General features: G+C 72.6%; 12 protein-coding genes. 7 read left to right on the forward strand and 5 right to left on the reverse strand.

What is annotated here, in order from left to right:
• Positions 1-84: 84 nt before the first annotated feature.
• From atpA to IEW03_RS11740, 7 genes are all read left to right on the forward strand, one after another.
• Positions 85-1,713 carry a F0F1 ATP synthase subunit alpha gene (gene atpA, locus IEW03_RS11710; protein WP_188523864.1) on the forward strand — a complete coding sequence of 543 codons (1,629 nt, stop codon included), beginning with the start codon at positions 85-87 and terminating at the stop codon, positions 1,711-1,713.
• A 2-nt stretch (positions 1,714-1,715) separates the two neighbouring features.
• The gene (locus tag IEW03_RS11715; protein ID WP_188523865.1) at positions 1,716-2,615 is read left to right on the forward strand and encodes a F0F1 ATP synthase subunit gamma; all 900 of its coding nucleotides are present in this window, start codon (positions 1,716-1,718) and stop codon (positions 2,613-2,615) included.
• A 46-nt stretch (positions 2,616-2,661) separates the two neighbouring features.
• On the forward strand, positions 2,662-4,143 hold the full coding sequence (atpD, locus tag IEW03_RS11720; RefSeq protein ID WP_188523866.1) for a F0F1 ATP synthase subunit beta: 1,482 nt from the start codon (positions 2,662-2,664) through the stop codon (positions 4,141-4,143).
• Positions 4,144-4,249: 106 nt separating this feature from the next.
• The gene (locus IEW03_RS11725; RefSeq protein ID WP_188523867.1) at positions 4,250-4,534 is read left to right on the forward strand and encodes a F0F1 ATP synthase subunit epsilon; all 285 of its coding nucleotides are present in this window, start codon (positions 4,250-4,252) and stop codon (positions 4,532-4,534) included.
• Positions 4,535-4,545: 11 nt separating this feature from the next.
• Positions 4,546-4,965: a DUF2550 domain-containing protein gene (locus IEW03_RS11730; RefSeq protein ID WP_188523868.1), complete on the forward strand. Its 420-nt coding sequence runs from the start codon at positions 4,546-4,548 to the stop codon at positions 4,963-4,965.
• A 123-nt stretch (positions 4,966-5,088) separates the two neighbouring features.
• On the forward strand, positions 5,089-5,784 hold the full coding sequence (nucS, locus tag IEW03_RS11735; protein ID WP_188523869.1) for an endonuclease NucS: 696 nt from the start codon (positions 5,089-5,091) through the stop codon (positions 5,782-5,784).
• A 63-nt stretch (positions 5,785-5,847) separates the two neighbouring features.
• Positions 5,848-7,134 carry an N-acetylglucosamine-6-phosphate deacetylase gene (locus tag IEW03_RS11740; RefSeq protein WP_188523870.1) on the forward strand — a complete coding sequence of 429 codons (1,287 nt, stop codon included), beginning with the start codon at positions 5,848-5,850 and terminating at the stop codon, positions 7,132-7,134.
• A gap of 120 nt (positions 7,135-7,254) precedes the next feature.
• Here the strand turns inward: IEW03_RS11740 and IEW03_RS11745 are convergent, their stop codons facing one another.
• From IEW03_RS11745 to IEW03_RS11765, 5 genes are all read right to left on the reverse strand, one after another.
• A complete protein-coding gene (locus tag IEW03_RS11745) occupies positions 7,255-9,279 on the reverse strand; it encodes a beta-galactosidase (protein WP_188523871.1) in 2,025 nt (674 codons plus the stop codon).
• On the reverse strand, positions 9,276-10,178 hold the full coding sequence (locus IEW03_RS11750) for a carbohydrate ABC transporter permease (protein ID WP_188523872.1): 903 nt from the start codon (positions 10,176-10,178) through the stop codon (positions 9,276-9,278). The genes IEW03_RS11745 and IEW03_RS11750 overlap by 4 nt, the downstream gene beginning before the upstream one ends.
• Positions 10,175-11,113: a carbohydrate ABC transporter permease gene (locus tag IEW03_RS11755; RefSeq protein ID WP_188523873.1), complete on the reverse strand. Its 939-nt coding sequence runs from the start codon at positions 11,111-11,113 to the stop codon at positions 10,175-10,177. The genes IEW03_RS11750 and IEW03_RS11755 overlap by 4 nt, the downstream gene beginning before the upstream one ends.
• Positions 11,110-12,414: an ABC transporter substrate-binding protein gene (locus IEW03_RS11760; protein ID WP_188523874.1), complete on the reverse strand. Its 1,305-nt coding sequence runs from the start codon at positions 12,412-12,414 to the stop codon at positions 11,110-11,112. Before IEW03_RS11760 ends, IEW03_RS11755 begins: the two co-directional genes overlap by 4 nt.
• A gap of 148 nt (positions 12,415-12,562) precedes the next feature.
• Positions 12,563-13,594, reverse strand: coding sequence for a LacI family DNA-binding transcriptional regulator (locus IEW03_RS11765; protein ID WP_188523875.1), 1,032 nt, complete (start codon positions 13,592-13,594; stop codon positions 12,563-12,565).
• Positions 13,595-13,860 lie beyond the last annotated feature (266 nt).

Below are 13,860 nucleotides of genomic sequence, written 5' to 3' on the forward strand. Positions count from 1 at the left end.
CCATCACAGGCCCAGCAGCCGGCCCCCGGTCGGCTACCGCAGAACGTGAGGCCGCGCACGGCGCGGCCACGACAGGAGAGAGCAATGGCTGAGCTGACGATCCGGCCGGAGGAGATCCGCGCCGCTCTGGACAGCTTCGTGAAGTCCTACGAGCCCGAGGGCGCGGTCAGCGAGGAGGTCGGCCGCGTCACCCTCGCCGCCGACGGAATCGCTAACGTCGAGGGCCTCCCGGGCGCGATGGCGAACGAGCTGCTGCGCTTCGAGGACGGCACGCTCGGCCTCGCGCTGAACCTGGACGTCCGCGAGATCGGTGTCGTCGTCCTCGGCGAGTTCACCGGCATCGAGGAGGGCCAGGAGGTCCGCCGCACCGGCGAGGTCCTCTCGGTCCCCGTCGGCGAGGGCTACCTCGGCCGCGTCGTGGACCCGCTGGGCAACCCGATCGACGGTCTGGGCGACGTGGAGAGCGACGGCCGCCGCGCCCTCGAGCTCCAGGCGCCCGGCGTCATGCAGCGCAAGTCGGTGCACGAGCCGATGCAGACCGGCATCAAGGCGATCGACTCGATGATCCCGATCGGCCGCGGTCAGCGCCAGCTGATCATCGGCGACCGCCAGACCGGCAAGACGGCGATCGCGATCGACACGATCATCAACCAGAAGGACAACTGGGACTCCGGCGACCCGGACAAGCAGGTCCGCTGCATCTACGTCGCCATCGGCCAGAAGGGCTCGACCATCGCGTCGGTCCGCGGCGCCCTCGAGGAGGCCGGCGCGCTCGAGTACACGACGATCGTCGCCGCCCCGGCGTCCGACCCCGCGGGCTTCAAGTACCTGGCCCCGTACACCGGCTCGGCCATCGGCCAGCACTGGATGTACCAGGGCAAGCACGTCCTGGTCATCTTCGACGACCTGTCGAAGCAGGCCGAGGCCTACCGTGCCGTGTCGCTGCTGCTGCGCCGCCCGCCGGGCCGCGAGGCGTACCCCGGTGACGTCTTCTACCTGCACTCCCGCCTGCTCGAGCGTTGCGCCAAGCTCTCGGACGAGCTGGGCGCGGGCTCGATGACCGGCCTGCCGATCATCGAGACCAAGGCGAACGACGTGTCGGCGTACATCCCGACCAACGTCATCTCGATCACCGACGGCCAGATCTTCCTCCAGTCCGACCTGTTCAACGCCGACCAGCGACCCGCTGTCGACGTCGGCATCTCCGTCTCCCGAGTCGGTGGTGACGCGCAGGTCAAGGCCATGAAGAAGGTCTCCGGCACGCTGAAGCTCGAGCTCGCGCAGTTCCGCTCGCTCGAGGCGTTCGCGATGTTCGCGTCCGACCTCGACGCGGCGTCGCGCGGCCAGCTCGCCCGTGGCGCGGTGCTGATGGAGCTGCTCAAGCAGCCGCAGTACACGCCGTACGCGGTCGAGGACCAGGTGGCGTCGATCTGGGCCGGCACCAAGGGCCGTCTCGACGACGTCCCGGTCGAGGACGTCAAGCGGTTCGAGTCGGAGATGCTCGACCACCTGCGCCGCAAGACCGAGGTGCTCAGCACGATCGCGTCGACGGGCAAGCTCGAGCAGGACACCGAGGACGCGCTCGCCGCGGCCGTCGAGGAGGTCCGCAACGGCTTCCTCAAGGCCGACGGGTCGCCGCTGGTGGGCGGCGACAGCGAGGACGAGGCCGCGGACGTCGAGCAGGAGCAGCTCGTCGTGCAGAAGAAGGCCTGAGCATGGCCGGTGGATCCCAGCGCGTCTACAAGCAGCGGATCAAGTCGACGCAGTCGCTGAAGAAGATGTTCCGTGCGCAGGAGCTGATCGCGGCGTCCCGCATCGGCAAGGCCCGCGCGCGGACGGCCGCCGCGGCGCCGTACGAGCGGGCCATCACCCGCGCCGTGTCCGCGGTCGCGACGCACTCCTCGACCAAGCACCCGCTCACGAGCGAGCGCACCGACACGAACCGTGTGGCCGTGCTGGTGATCTCCTCGGACCGCGGCATGGCGGGCGCCTACTCGGCGTCGATCGTCCGCGAGGCTGAGAAGCTCGTCGCGCAGCTGCAGGGCGAGGGCAAGGAGGTCGAGCTCTACGCGGCCGGCCGCCGTGCCATCTCGTTCTACCGCTACCGGGGGCGTCCGCTCGCCGCGGAATGGTCGTACGGTTCGGACAACCCGCAGTCGGACGTCGCGGCGGAGATCGCGGACACGCTGCTCGAGGCCTTCCTCGCGCCGGCCGACGAGGGCGGTGTGGCCGAGCTGCACGTCGTGTACACGCAGTTCGTCAACATGGTCACCCAGCGCCCGCGCGTGGTGCGCATGCTGCCTCTCGAGGTGGTGGAGGGCATCGCCGTCCCCGGCGAGAGCGACGCCATGCCGCTGTACGACTTCGAGCCGTCGCCCGAGGTCGTGCTCGACACCCTGCTCCCGCGCTACGTGCGGAGCCGGATCTTCAGCTTCATGCTGGACGCGGCCGCGTCCGAGCTGGCCGCGCGCCAGCGGGCGATGCACACGGCCACGGACAACGCCGAGGACCTGATCCGCAACTACACGCGCCTGGCGAACCAGGCCCGCCAGGCGGACATCACCCAGGAGATCAGCGAGATCGTCTCGGGTGCCGACGCCCTCGCGGCGTCATGACGCCCACCCTGACACCCGGAACGAACCTTTCGAAGCGAGGCAAGCAATGACCGCCACCACCGTGGAAGCCCCGGTCGAGCACCAGAGCGGACCCGGCGTGGGCCGTGTCGCGCGCGTGATCGGCCCCGTCGTCGACATCGAGTTCCCCGAGGACGCGATCCCCGACATCTACAACGCCCTGACCGTCGAGATCGACCTCTCGACGCAGGGCGAGGGTGAGAACTCGTTCACCCTCATGCTCGAGACCGCCCAGCACCTGGGTGACTCGCTGGTCCGCGCCATCGCCCTCAAGCCGACCGACGGCCTCGTCCGCGGCGCCGCGGTGACCGACACCGGCGCGCCGATCAGCGTGCCCGTCGGCGACGTCACCAAGGGCAAGGTCTTCAACGTGACCGGTGACGTGCTCAACCTCGCCGAGGGCGAGAAGCTCGAGATCACCGAGCGCTGGCCGATCCACCGCAAGCCCCCGGCGTTCGACCAGCTCGAGTCGAAGACCGAGATGTTCGAGACCGGCATCAAGTCGATCGACCTGCTCACCCCGTACGTGCAGGGTGGCAAGATCGGCCTCTTCGGTGGTGCGGGCGTCGGCAAGACCGTCCTCATCCAGGAGATGATCCAGCGCGTCGCCCAGGACCACGGCGGTGTGTCCGTGTTCGCCGGTGTCGGCGAGCGCACCCGTGAGGGCAACGACCTCATCGCCGAGATGGAGGAGGCCGGCGTCTTCGACAAGACCGCGCTGGTCTTCGGCCAGATGGACGAGCCGCCGGGCACGCGCCTGCGCGTCGCCCTGTCCGCGCTGACGATGGCGGAGTACTTCCGCGACGTGCGCAAGCAGGACGTGCTGCTGTTCATCGACAACATCTTCCGCTTCACGCAGGCGGGCTCCGAGGTCTCCACGCTGCTGGGCCGCATGCCGTCCGCGGTGGGCTACCAGCCGAACCTGGCCGACGAGATGGGTGTCCTGCAGGAGCGCATCACCTCGACCCGTGGTCACTCCATCACGTCGCTGCAGGCGATCTACGTGCCGGCGGACGACTACACCGACCCGGCGCCGGCGACGACGTTCGCCCACCTGGACGCGACCACCGAGCTCTCGCGAGAGATCGCCTCGAAGGGTCTGTACCCGGCGATCGATCCGCTGACCTCGACGTCGCGCATCCTCGACCCGCGCTACGTGGGCCAGGAGCACTACGAGGTCGCGACGCAGGTGAAGTCGATCCTGCAGCGCAACAAGGAGCTCCAGGACATCATCGCGATCCTCGGTGTCGACGAGCTCTCGGAGGAGGACAAGACGGTCGTCGCGCGTGCGCGCCGCATCCAGCAGTTCCTCTCCCAGAACACCTACATGGCCAAGAAGTTCACCGGCGTCGAGGGTTCGACCGTGCCGCTGAGCGAGACCATCGAGGCGTTCAAGAAGATCGCTGCCGGCGAGTTCGACCACATCGCCGAGCAGGCCTTCTACAACATCGGTGGCCTCGAGATGCTCGAGGCGAACTGGGCCCGGATCCAGAAGGAGTACGGGGCCTGACACCCGCCGCCGCACGTCGTCCCGCCGGGGGGCCGGTCCCCGGGTCCCCGGCGGGACGACGCGGTAGGAGGTCAGTCTCGGGTACGTGGGGAAAGAGGAGCACTTGATGGCAGAGCTGAACGTCGTCCTCGTCGCGGCGGACCGCAAGGTCTGGTCGGGCGCGGCACGCGAGGTCAGCGCCCCGTCCGCGGACGGCCAGGTCGGCATCCTCGCCGGCCACGCGCCGCTCCTCGCGGTGCTGCGGCCCGGCGAGGTGAAGGTGTCGACCGCCCAGGGCACCGCGGTCGAGGCCCGCGTCACCGGCGGTTTCGTCTCCGTCGACAGCAATCTCGTCACGATCGTGGTGGACGAGATCTCGGAGCTGTCCGGCCGCGAGCCGGCGCTGCGCTGAGGCTGGCACCGGTGCCGTACGTCGTCTGGGTCGCGATCGCGCTCCTCGTCGTGCTGGCACTGGTGCTCGCCGCCGGGGCGTCCCGACTGCGCACGCTCTCGCGTCGCGTCGGGTCCTTCCCGTGCCAGGCACGACCTGCCGGCGACCCGCACGCACCGTGGGTCGTCGGCATCGCGCACTACGCGGTCGGCCGGATCGACTGGTGGCGCTGCTGGTCGCTCGCGCCACGCCCGGCGCGCGTCTGGGAGCGCGGACGCCTCGTCGTCACCGGCCGGGCGCCGCTCGACCAGGCCGGCCAGAGCGACCAGGTGCTCGTGCGCTGCCGGTACGACGACAAGGACTTCGAGCTCATGATGTCCTCCGGCGCGTACGCCGGGCTCGCCTCGTGGCTGGAGTCCGCGCCGCCCGGGCGGCGCGACCTCGTCGTCTGAGGCGAAGATGCAGCGGAGGGTGAGGGCCGAGGAACGAGGCACTCGCCCGTAGCGGAACCGCAGCCTCAGACGACAGAAGAATCAGTCTGAGATCCCGCTCCCGTCACAACCCGAAGGGGGACCGTGCGACTCGTCGTCGCCCGCTGCTCGGCCCGCTACACCGGCCGGCTCACCGCTCACCTGCCGCTCGCCACGCGGCTGCTCGTCGTCAAGGCTGACGGGAGCGTGCTGCTGCACTCGGACGGCGGCTCGTACAAGCCGCTGAACTGGATGAGCCCGCCCTGCTCGATGGCGGTGGGTGAGCCCGACGCCGAGGCGGCGGAGCGCGGCGTCACGGCGGTCTGGACCGTGCAGCACCAGAAGTCGGACGACCGGCTCGAGATCGAGCTGCACGAGGTGCAGCACGACTCCGCGCACGACCTGGGCGTGGACCCCGGGCTCGTCAAGGACGGCGTGGAGGCCCACCTCCAGGAGCTGCTCGCCGCGCAGATCGAGCTGCTCGGTTCCGGGCACTCCCTCGTGCGCCGCGAGTACATGACGGCGATCGGGCCGGTCGACATCCTCGCACGGGCCCCCGAGGGCGGGCACGTGGCCGTGGAGATCAAGCGCCGCGGGGACATCGACGGTGTCGAGCAGCTGACGCGGTACCTCGACCTGCTCAACCGTGACCCGCTGCTCGCGCCGGTCCGTGGCGTGTTCGCCGCGCAGGAGATCAAGCCGCAGGCGCGCGTGCTCGCCACGGACCGCAGCATCGGCTGCCTGGTGCTGGACTACGACGCCATGCGCGGCGTCGACGACGTCTCCGCCCGCCTGTTCTGAGCGGGCCGCCCGCGGGCCGGGCACGTTTTCCGTCGTCGCGGGGCGGTGCGGCAGGATGGCGCCATGACTGATGCGCCCACCGCCGCCTCGACCGACCGGCCCGCCGAGCACGTCGCGATCCTGGGCAGGGTCGTCACGCCGGACGAGGTGATCGACGACGGGGCGCTGGTGCTCGCCGAGGGGCACGTCGTGTGGGTCGGGCCCCGGGCCGCCGCGGCCTCCGCGGGGCGGGGGGAGATCGCGGACGCCGTGCGGCGTGCTCCGCAGCCGGACCCGGGCACCGTGGTGCTGCCGGGCCTGGTCGACCTGCACAACCACGGCGGGGGAGGCGCGGGCTTCCCGGACTCCCACGACGTCGCGCAGGCGATGGTCGCGGTCGCCGAGCACCGGCGGCACGGCACCACGACCATGCTCGCGTCGCTGGTCACCGCCGACCGCGACACGCTGCTGGAGCGTGCGGCCATGCTGGCCGGCCTGGCCGAGGCGGGGGAGATCGCCGGCATCCATGCCGAGGGCCCGTTCCTCTCGCACGCGCGGCGCGGCGCGCAGAGCCCGGAGAACCTCCTGGCCGGCGACGCGGGCCTGGTCCGCGCGCTCGCCGAGGCGGCCCGCGGGCACCTGCGCACGATGACCGTCGCGCCGGAGGTCGACGGCGTCGTCGGGGACGGCGGGGCGGCCGAGGCGCTCGTCGAGGCGGGTGTGCTGCCGTCGTTGGGGCACACGGACGCCACGACGGAGGAGGCCGAGGCGCTCGTCCGCCAGGTCGCCGGCGCGCTGCGGACGGCGGCCGACGAGGGTGCCCCGGCACGGCGGATGACCGCCACCCACCTGTTCAACGGGATGCGGCCGCTGCACCACCGTGCCCCCGGGCCGGTCGCCGCGTGCCTGGCCGCGGCGGCGCGCGGGGACCTCGTCGTCGAGCTGATCGCCGACGACGTGCACCTCGCGCCGGCCACGGTCCGCACCGTGATGGAGACCGTCGGCGCCGACAACGTCGCCCTGGTCACCGACGCGATGGCGGCCGCGGGCATGGCCGACGGCAGCTACGAGCTCGGGCCGATGGCCGTGACCGTGAGCGACGGCGTGGCCCGGCTCGCCGACGGCGACGGCCCGGACGGCGGGTCGATCGCGGGCGGGACGGCGCACCTCATCGACGTCGTGCGGCGCGCCGTCGCGGCGGGCGTGCCGCTCGCGGACGCCGTGCGCGCGGCGTCGTGGGTGCCCGCCCGGGTGCTGGGTCTCGGCGACGTCGGCGGCCTGGCCCTCGGGTGCCGGGCCGACGTCGTCGTCACCGACGCCGACCTGCGCGTGCGCCAGGTGCTGCGCGGCGGCGTCCCGGTCGACGTCTGACGGGTCACCGGCCCGGCGGGTACCGGCGCGCGGTCACGACGGCCGGACCGCCTCCGCCACAGGACGTGCAGGACGTTCGGGCGGCTCGCGGCCACGGGGTTCCCTCCAGGGTGCGGGCGGTCAGGCGGGCTCGACGAGCCAGTGCGGCGCGGGCCCGTCGGAGCCCCCGGTCTCGCGGACGACGGCGACGCCGCCCGCCCGCACCGTGATCCCGCCGTCGGTGGCGCCGCCGGTGACGAGGTCGTGCCCCGGCCCGGTGACGCGCAGCGGCCGGTCGCCGTGGTGCAGCAGGAACAGGTACGAACCGTGCGCCCCGCGCCGGCGGACCGCCTCCAGGCCGGTGCCCACCGCGGCCGGCACGACCGCCTGCACGCCGTGCTCGGCGAGCAGGCCGGCGACGAACCGGTCGAGGGACTCCTGCACCAGGCGGGTCGCGACGTACGTCGCGACGCCGGGCCCGTCGTCCCGCCGCGTGACGGCCGGCAGCCCGGCGAGCTCGCCGTCCGTGTAGGTCGCCACGGCGCGGGCGCCGGTGAGGTGCACGCGCTCGGTCCACTGGTCGCAGGTGGCCCCGTCGTTCAGCCGCCGGGTCTCGTCGTCGGCCAGGGGCCGCAGCTCGGTGACCCGCACGCCGAGGAGGTCGCGCAGGAGCCCGGGGTAGCCGCCCGCCACGACCCGCTGGTGCTCGTCCGCGACACCGGTGAACCGGCCCACGACGAGGTGGCCGCCGCCCGCGACGTACTGCGTGAGCCAGGTGACCGTGGCGGCGTCCGTCGCCATGAGGCTGGGCACGAACAGCACCCGGTACCGCGCCACGTCCGCGCCCGAGCGCACGAAGTCGACGGCGACGCCGGCGCGCCACAGCGCCCGGTGGGTGGCACGGACCTCGGTCGCGTAGTCGAGGCCGTCGTGCGGCAGGTGCGGCGTCTCGAGGGACCACCAGCCGTCCGCGTCCCACAGGACGGCGACGTCGGCGTCGACGACCCGTCCGTCGGCCGGCGGCTCGGCGACCTCCTCGAGGCGGCCCAGCAGGGCGCCGAGCTCGACGGTCCCCGCGAACCCCTCGCTGTCGGGTCCCGCGTGCGGGACCAGGGCGCTGTGCCACGCCTCGGAGCCGCCCGCCGAGGCCCGCCACTGGAAGAACAGCGACCCCTGGGAGCCCCGCGCGACGTAGCCGAGCGAGTTGCGGATCATCCGGTCGGTGTCCTTGTGCGCGAGGCGGGCGCCGTCGCGGATGCCGCTCGCGCTCTGCTCCATGAGCAGCCACGGGCCGCCGGCCCACGACCTCGTGAGGTCGGCGCCGTAGGCGACGTGCGCCTCGCCGTCGGGGCCGGGCGTGTCGAGGTAGTGGTCGACCGACACCAGGTCGAGCCGGTCGCTCCACGCCCACTGGTCGAGGTGGTTCCAGGTGGGGAGCATGAAGTTCGTCGTGACGGGGGCGGTGGACCCGGCCGCGAGGATCTCGTCCTTCTGCTCGGTGAACGCGGCGAGCATCTCGTCCGAGCAGAAGCGCTTGAAGTCGACCGCGTGGGCCGGGTTCGCCAGGTACTGGGTGGTGCGCGGCGGTGTGACCTGGTCCCACGCGTCGTAGCGCTGCGACCAGAAGGCGGTGTACCACGCGTCGTTGAGGGCCTCGACGGAGCCGAACCGCCGCTGCAGCCAGCGCTGGAACGCGGCCTCGGCGTGGGGGCCGTGGTCGATCGTGCCGTACTCGTTGTGCACGTGCCAGCCCCGCAGCCCGGGGTGGTCGCCGTACCGCTCGGCGAGGAACCGCGCGATCCGGCGGGCGGCGTCCCGGTAGGCGGGCGCGCTGATCGCGTAGGTGTCGCGCGAGCCGTGCGTGAGCCGGGTCCCGTCGGGCCGCACCGGCATCGCGTCGGGATGCGCGCGGGTGAACCACGGCGGGGGAGAGGCCGTCGGCGTCGCCAGGAAGAAACCGATGCCCGCGTCGTGGAGCATCCCGACCACGTCGTCGAGCCAGCCGGCGTCGTACTCGCCCTCGCGGGGCTCGAGCGACGCCCACGAGAAGACGCCGACGGTCACCGTGTTGACGCCGGCGCGGCGCATGAGGGTCATGTCCTCGGCCCAGACCTCGCGGGGCCACTGCTCGGGGTTGTAGTCCCCGCCGAAGAGAAGCGTCGTCATCCCTTGAGTCCTCCGCTGATGAGGTCGAGCCGCCAGTAGCGCTGCAGGACGAGCATCATCGCGACCAGCGGGATGATCGCCACGGCCGCGCCGATGATCGCGAGGCTGTACAGGGCCGGGGTGCCGGATCCCTTGGACAGCAGGGTGTACAGGCCGACGGTGAGCGGGTACTTCGACTCGTCCGACAGCATGATGAACGGCAGCAGGAAGTTGTTCCAGATGCCGACGAACTGCAGCAGGAACACGGTCACCATGCCGGGCACCATCATCGGCAGCGCGACCGAGGTGAAGACCCGGGCGTCGCCCGCCCCGTCGATGCGTGCCGCCTCCATCGTCTCGGTCGGCACGGCCGACCCCGCGAAGACGCGGGCGAGGAAGATGCCGAACGGCGAGATGAGGGACGGCAGCAGCACCGACCAGTAGGTGCCCGCCAGCCCGACCTTCGACATCAGCAGGTACTGGGGGATGGCCAGGGTGATCCCCGGCAGCAGCACCCCGCCGAGGATGGCGTAGAACGCGACCTGCCGGCCCGGGAAGTCGTACTTCGCGAGCGCGTAGCCCGCCATGGTCGACACGAGGGTGCACGCGACCGCGCCGACCCCCGCGAAGAGCACGCTGTTGAGCGCCCACCGCAGGTACTGGCCGCCGCCGTAGGCGAAGAGGTCCTGGAGGTTCTCGACGAGGCCCGTGCCGGGCAGGAAGGTGAAGGTCGAGAACAGCTCGGAGCTCGACTTGGTCGACGCGACGAGCACCCACGCGACCGGCACGAGGCAGTAGAGCGCGCCGAGGACCAGCGCCACGGTCGGCAGGACGCTGCCGCGCCGGCCGGGCCGCCGCGGGCGGTCGACGGCGCGGCGACGGGTGCGCGTGGGACGGGGTGCGGTGGCGACGGTGCTCATGAGGACTCCCCGAACGAGCGCTTCTGGGTCACGCGCAGCAGGACGACGGACACGACGAGCGTGCCGAGCGCCAGGGCCACGGACGAGGCGGCGGCGAGGGACAGGTCGTCCCGGGTGAAGGCGTCGCGGTAGATGGTCATGAGCGGCACCCAGGTCTGGCTGATCGCGCTCGTCATCGGCCGCAACGTGGTGGGTTCGCCGTAGACCTGGAGGGTCCCGATGAGGGCGAAGAGCCCGGTGAGGACCAGCGCGGGGCCGACCAGCGGGACCTTGACGCGCCAGGCGATGTCCCACTCGCTCGCGCCGTCGAGCCGCGCCGCCTCGTACACGTCGCCCGGGATCCCGCGCAGCGACGTGTACAGGATGATCATGTTGAAGCCGACGCCGCTCCAGATCGCGATGTTCGCGACCGACGGGTAGAGCATCCCGTCGTGCAGCACGTCGAGGCCGCCGAGGCCGAGGCGTTCCAGGATCCAGGTCCCGGGGCTCGTCGAGGGCAGGTAGAGGAAGCCCCACAGCAGGGTCGCCACGACGCCGGGCACCGCGTACGGGACGAAGATCGCCGTGCGCGAGAACCGGGCACCGCGCACGCGCGGGAGGTCGAGCAGCAGCGCGAACGTGAGCGCGAGGCCGAGCGTCACCGGCACGGCGATGATCCCGTAGATCGCGAGCCGCCCGAACCCGGCGAGGAACTCCGGATCGGTGAACGCGGTGACGTAGTTGTCGAGCCCGACCCAGGTCTCCTCGCGGACGCCGAAGGGCCCGCCGCCCGACACCCGCATGCCCCGGAAGCTGAGGTACAGCGCGTAGCAGATCGGGATCGCCAGGAACGCGACGAACAGCAGGGCGGCGGGCAGCAGGAACAGGGCCGGGGCGCCCCACCGCCGGCGGGTGCGCCGGTATGCGGTCGCCGGGCTCGCTGTCGCCGGGCTCATTTCTGCGTGACCTCGAAGCCGGTCTTCTCCATGTCGGCGACGACCACGTCCTCGGTCGCGGTGAGCGCGTCGCGCAGCGGCGTCCCGTCGGTGACCGCCTTGGACATCGCGTCCTGGAACGCGCTGGACGCCACGTTGACGTTGGGGCCCCAGCTGATCTCCGGGATCGTGTTCTTCGTGATCTCGGCGGCGATCTCCCAGTAGTCCTCCTGCTTCGGCATGAGCAGCGGCGGGTCGCTCTCGAGCGTGAGCTCCTGCCCCGCGAGCGACGCGGGATACTGGCCCTGCTCGATCTGGGCGGCGGCGGCCTCGTCGCTGGTGCTCATCCACCGCGCGAACTCGGCGGCCGCCTCCGGGTGCTCCGCCGACGACGTGACGACGACGGCCGACCCGCCCTGGAACCCGACGGCGTCCTCGCCCTCGGTCCACTGCGGGAGGGGCGCCATGGCCCAGTCGCCCGCGCTCTCCTCGGCGACGCCGTACAGCACGCCCGCCGCCCAGAGCCCTGCGGGCCACGAGAGCACCTCGCCCTTGTTGACCTTGGCGTTCCACTCGGGGGTGAGCATCGGCTCCGCGAGGACGAGGTCGCGGTCGACCAGGTCCTGCCAGTAGTCGGCGACGGCGACGGACGCGTCGTCGTCGAAGTCCACGGTCCACGCGTCCCCGTCGACCGTCCACCACTCCGCCCCCGCCTGCTGGGCGTACCCGGCGAAGCCGCCGAACTCGGCCGGGGCGTAGGTGGTGAGGTAGGCGTCCGGGTCGGCCTCGTGCACCTTCTCGGCGGCGGCGGCGAAATCGTCCCACGTCGTGGGCACGTCGATGCCGAGCTCGTCGAACCGGGCCTTGTTGTAGGTGAGCGCCTGCGGGCCGGCGTCCTGCGGGACGCCGTAGGTGGCGCCGTCGAAGGTCACCTGGTTCCACACCCCGGGCGCGAACTCGCTCTCCAGCCCGTCGGCGTGCTCGGAGATGTCGGCGGCCACCCCGGCCACGATCATCGCGGGCAGGGTGTTGTACTCGACGATCGCGACGTCGGGCGCGTTCTCGGCCCGGGTGGCCGTGACGAGCTTGGCCGACGAGTCCGTGCCGCCGCCCGCGTCCGTGTGCTTGACCTGGATGTCGGGGTGGGTCGCGTTCCACGCGTCGACCATGGGCTTCTGCGCCGTGCCCCACGCCCAGTAGTCGAGCGTGACGGGGCCGTCGGCGGCACCGGCGTCCTCGTCCTGGCCGTCACCGCCCGAGCAGGCGGCGAGGACGAGCGCGAGGGCGGACGCCGTGGCGGCGACCTGGACTGGCTTGCGCATGCTCACATCTCCCTTGACGTGCTGACGAACCCGCTGTCACCGCCGTGGTGAAGCGCTTCGATAACCGGGAGTGATCATGGCCACAGGGGCACGGCGGTGTCAACCGTCGTCAGGGGTGCGCCGCGGACGCGTCGTGGCTGGTCGGAGGTCAGGCGGCGGCGGCCGCGGCCGTGCTGCCGCGGTCCGTGAGGGTGGCGCGGACCAGCCGGGTGTGGGGCTCCAGCTCGCCGCGGAGCGTCGCGACGGCCATCTCCGCGGCCGTCGCCCCGATGTGCTGCGCAGGGATGTCGATGGAGGTGAGGGGCACGGCCTGCTGCTCGGCGATGTTCTGCGGGCAGACGGCGACGACGGACAGGTCGTCGGGCACCCGCAGCCCCCGCGCCCGCACCACGTCCAGGACGGCGGGCAGGGCGGCCTCGTTGTGGACGACCAGGGCCGTCGCCGGCGCCTCGCCGTCGAGGGCCTCGGACACGGCCGCCGCCACCGCGTCGCGCCGCGCGGTCGTCAGGGTGAGCCGGAAGTCGACGCCGGACGACCGGGACTGGGTGCGGAGCCCGTGCAGCATCCGGTCGGCGTACGAGGTGTGCCGCTCGAGGACGACGTCGGGCGGGCCGACGAGGGCGACCCGGCGGTGCCCCAGGCCCGCGAGGTGGCGCACGGCGAGCCGGCCGGCCCCGTCGAAGTCGAAGTCGACGCAGCTCAGGCCGTGCGGGTCGTCGGGCATGCCGATGAGGATGGCGGGGGTGCGGGAGCGTGCGACGGCGGGCAGCCGGTCGTCCTCGCTCTCGACGTCCATGACGATGAGCGCGTCCGCGGACGCGCCCCCGGACACGCGACGCAGGGCGGTGGGGTCGTCGTCGGTGAGGAGCAGCACGTCGTACCCGAGGGCGCGGGCCCGGGGGACGATGCCGGCGACGAACTGCATGATGACGTTCACGTCGACGTCGCCCCGCAGCGAGGCGTCGGCGTCGAGCCGCAGCGGGACCACCAGGGCGAGCACGTCGGTCCGTGACGACGCGAGGGCGCGCGCCCCGGCGTGCGGGTGGTACTCCAGCTCGGCGATCGCCCGCTCCACCCGGGCCCGGGTGGCCGCGGAGATGGTCCGCTTGCCCGACAGCACGTACGAGACGGTCGACGCCGACACGCCCGCGGCACGGGCGACGTCCTCGATGGTGGCCACGGCTCGGCTCCTCGGTGCGGTGCGGGGTCCGGCGCTGCGGACCCGGTGGTGGGACCGGCGGTGCGGCCGGTGGCGGACGGGTGGTGGGACCACTGTGGCGGGCGTGGCGCGTCGAGCGCCCGAGGTCCGCCGGCCGGGGCCCGGGCTCACCGTAGCGGCCCGGGATCGGTGCGGGTGCACCGGAGGCCGCCGGGGCGCGCCGGGGGTCGCCGTCGGTCCCGGGCGCCTTGACGAGGTCGTGGCGCTCGTCGATACTCGCGTCGAAG

The sequence above is a fragment of the Isoptericola cucumis genome (genome assembly GCF_014635665.1).
In the GTDB taxonomy this organism is placed as follows: Bacteria; Actinomycetota; Actinomycetes; order Actinomycetales; family Cellulomonadaceae; genus Isoptericola; species Isoptericola cucumis.